The sequence below is a fragment of the Bifidobacterium sp. UTBIF-68 genome (genome assembly GCF_006408855.1).
GTDB classification, from domain to species: Bacteria; Actinomycetota; Actinomycetes; order Actinomycetales; family Bifidobacteriaceae; genus Bifidobacterium; species Bifidobacterium reuteri.
The window spans coordinates 1-2334 of sequence record NZ_JFAN01000010.1 but is presented as its reverse complement, the minus strand read 5'-3'; the positions used below and the strand labels follow the sequence as shown (position 1 = coordinate 2334).

Here is a 2334-nt window from a genome sequence, read left to right as displayed (position 1 = left end):
CCGCCCCGCTCTCCCACAGTGGAGGGCGGGGCGGTTTTCGCGTACCCGATTCCGATGTCTGTTAGCAAGTTTGTTGACACTTGTTGACACTTCACGTCAAAAACAGGTTCTGAACATTTGTTCGCATACACGAGACCCCTTGGAATGATTGGGATTCCAAGGGGCCTTAGAACGGATGTTCTACGCTATGCTAGCATACCTTCCACATCCAATTGTGCGGGTCTTCGACCTCGCCGAGCTGGATGCCGAGCAGTTCGTTGCGCAGGGCGACAGTCAGCTCTCCGGAGCCGCCGTCGGCGACGGTCACGTCGAACTTCTCGGACTTGAAGCGGCCGATCGGGGTGATGATGGCGGCGGTGCCGCAGGCGAACACTTCGGTGACCTCGCCGGACTTGATGTCCTCAAGCAGCTGTTCGAGCGGGATCATGGTCTCGACCACGTCACGACCCTTGTCCTGCAGCAACTGAATCAGGGAACGACGGGTGACGCCCGGCAGGATATTGCCGGTCAGGGACGGCGTCTCGACGTGGCCATCCTTGTGGACGACCATCATGTTCATGCCGCCGAGCTCCTCAAGATAGGTCTTGGTAGCGGCATCGACGAAGCAGACCTGCTGGCAACCGTTGGCGATACCGGTGTATTCGCCGAGCAAGGAAGCTGCGTAGTTGCCGCCGCACTTGGCGAAACCAGTGCCGCCAGGGCCGGTGCGGAACCACTTGTCCTCGACCCAGATGCTCACCGGCTTGACGCCGCCCGGGAAGTACGGACCGGACGGGGAGGCGATCACGCAGTAATCGACCTCCTGCGGTGCGCGCACACCGAGGAACGGCTCGGAAGCGAACATGAACGGACGCATGTACAGCGTATACTCGCGGCGGGACGGCACCCAAGCGGCATCGCGCTTGACCAGTGCGGCCACGGAGCCAAGGAAGTCGTCGACCGGGAGCTCAGGCAGGTACAGACGCTTGGCGGAGTTCTGGAAACGCTCGGCATTGGCATCCGGGCGGAACAGCCACGTGGATCCGTCGGCGTGACGGTAGGCCTTCAGACCCTCGAAGCATTCCTGTGCGTAGTGCAGCACGGATGCGCCCGGGTCCATCTTGAGCGGGGCGTATGGCTCGACGCGGCGATCGGACCAGCCTTCTCCCTTGGTCCAGGTCATATGGGTCATATTGTCGGAAAAGACCTGACCGAAAGCCGGCTTGTCGATGAGGGATTGACGCTTCTCATCGGAGGCAGGATTATCGTTCGGCAGTACGGTGAACGGTTCGGTGAGCTTATCGAGCGCAGCCGGATCGTGGTGCGTGTTTTCAGTCATTACTCGTTACTTCTTCTTGATTGGCGGGCGACCCCGCCGGATGGGGTTAGTCTTGCGCTTGTGGCGCATGCTCTTGTGGATACTTTCGCACACCTGAGTACCGCGCGCGCAAGGGCGTTCACATGGTGAAAAACGAAGAGCCCACGCTCTGAGAAGCTCTCATGCATGGGCTCGTCGATTATGCACTATGCGCGGTATTCAGCGCTAGCGTAACGCGGTAACGTATCCCGCTCGAATCACTTGGCGGCAGCGGCGTCAGCAGCCGGAGCAGCGGCGGCGTCAGCAGCCGGAGCAGCGGCGGTCTCCGTAGTGGCGGTGGACTCGGTGGCGTCCTCAGGCACCTCAACGGTGACGACGGACTCTTCCGGATCGTCGATGTCGAGCTCGACGCCTTCGGGCAGCACGACGTCCTTGGCGAAGACCTTGGTGCCGTCGGTCAGGCCGTCCACGTTCACGACGATCTTCTCAGGCAGGTTGGCGACATCAGCGCGCACCTTGAGCTCCTGGATGTCGACGAACGCCACGGCAGCGCCCTTCGGGGTGCCTTCGACGAACACCGGCACCTCGACGTCGATCTTCTCGCCGGCCTTGACCTCGAGGAAATCGATGTGCTCGATGATGCGCTTGACAGGGTTGCGCTGGATGTCCTTGACGACGGCCATCTTGGACTCGTCACCGAAAGCGATGGTGAACAGGGCGTTGGTGTGGCGCATGGCCAGAGTGGTCTCGCGCATCGGCAGGGTCACGAAGACAGGCTCGGTGCCACCGGCGTAGATGGTGGCCGGAATCTTCTTGGCAACGCGCAGACGACGGGCAACGCCCTTGCCGAACTCGGTACGGGCTTCGCCTTCAAGCTTGATAGTGGTAGCCATAATGGATACTCCTTGTTTTCGGTGTTACTTATCGTATTGTCCTGTTTGACGCCACGACGCGTCGCAGAACGCACCCAAGGAGGTGAATCTTACGCCGAGTCGATTACGGAAGACGCGGACCCTTGCGGGACTTTATCTTCCCTC

General features: G+C 60.8%; 2 protein-coding genes. Both read right to left on the bottom strand.

Translation table 11 applies throughout. The features are described 5' to 3' along the window. Positions 1–190: 190 nt before the first annotated feature. A complete protein-coding gene (locus tag BW14_RS03480; RefSeq protein ID WP_044088323.1) occupies positions 191–1318 on the bottom strand; it encodes a branched-chain amino acid aminotransferase in 1128 nt (375 codons plus the stop codon). 236 nt (positions 1319–1554) lie between these two features. Beyond that, the gene (locus tag BW14_RS03475; protein ID WP_044088324.1) at positions 1555–2190 is read right to left on the bottom strand and encodes a 50S ribosomal protein L25/general stress protein Ctc; all 636 of its coding nucleotides are present in this window, start codon (positions 2188–2190) and stop codon (positions 1555–1557) included. Positions 2191–2334: the final 144 nt, after the last annotated feature.